Genomic DNA, 913 nt, shown 5'->3' on the forward strand with positions numbered 1-913 from the left:
TGCGCAACCCGCCATCGACCTGCAGCGCGACTCTGCTGCGCAAGCCGTTGAGCACCAGCGTCTGATGCGTCTCGGCAAGGCCCATTTCCCACGGGCTGCCGGCATGCTTGAGCGAGGTCAGCGGCGGAGCGCCGGTGCCGCCATCATAGCCGGAGATGGTGATGTGGTCGGCGCGCGCCTTGGCGACGCCCGCCGCGACCGTGCCGACGCCGACTTCCGACACCAGCTTGACCGAGACGTCGGCTGCCGGATTGACGTTCTTCAGGTCGTAGATCAGCTGCGCCAGGTCCTCGATCGAATAGATGTCGTGATGCGGCGGCGGCGAGATAAGGCCGACGCCCGGCGTCGAGTGCCTGACCTTGGCGATGGTGGCGTCGACCTTGTGACCAGGCAGCTGGCCGCCCTCGCCGGGCTTGGCGCCTTGCGCCACCTTGATCTGCATGACGTCGGAATTGACCAGATACTCCGCCGTGACGCCGAACCGTCCCGAAGCGACCTGCTTGATCGCCGAACGTTCCGGGTTCTTGCCGCCGCCGGGCAGCGGCAGATAGCGGTCGGCCTCTTCGCCACCTTCGCCGGTGTTCGACTTGCCGCCGATTTGGTTCATGGCGCGCGCCAGCGTGGTGTGCGCCTCGCGTGAGATCGAGCCGAAGGACATCGCCCCGGTCGAGAAGCGCTTGACGATCTCGGCCGCCGGCATGACGTCCTCGATCGCGACCTTCTTGCGGCCGGTTGCTTCGGCCAGCTTGATCTTGAACAGACCGCGGATGGTTTGCGCCCGCGCGGTCGCGCTGTCGATCTGCGCCGAATACTCCTTGAACGTGTCCCAGGAGCCCTGGCGCACGGCATGCTGCAAGGTAGCGACCGCATCAGGCGACCACATATGCGCCTCGCCGCGCATGCGGAACATGTA

The 913-nt window shown here is 66.4% G+C and carries 1 protein-coding gene; it reads right to left on the reverse strand.

All coding sequences use genetic code 11. The annotated features are described in order from the left end of the window. A partial coding sequence (locus EOA28_RS37065) for a glutamate synthase-related protein (protein ID WP_245501699.1) occupies positions 1–913 on the reverse strand: 913 nt, incomplete at both ends.

Source organism: Mesorhizobium sp. M2A.F.Ca.ET.067.02.1.1, assembly GCF_004023285.1.
In the GTDB taxonomy this organism is placed as follows: domain Bacteria; phylum Pseudomonadota; class Alphaproteobacteria; order Rhizobiales; family Rhizobiaceae; genus Mesorhizobium.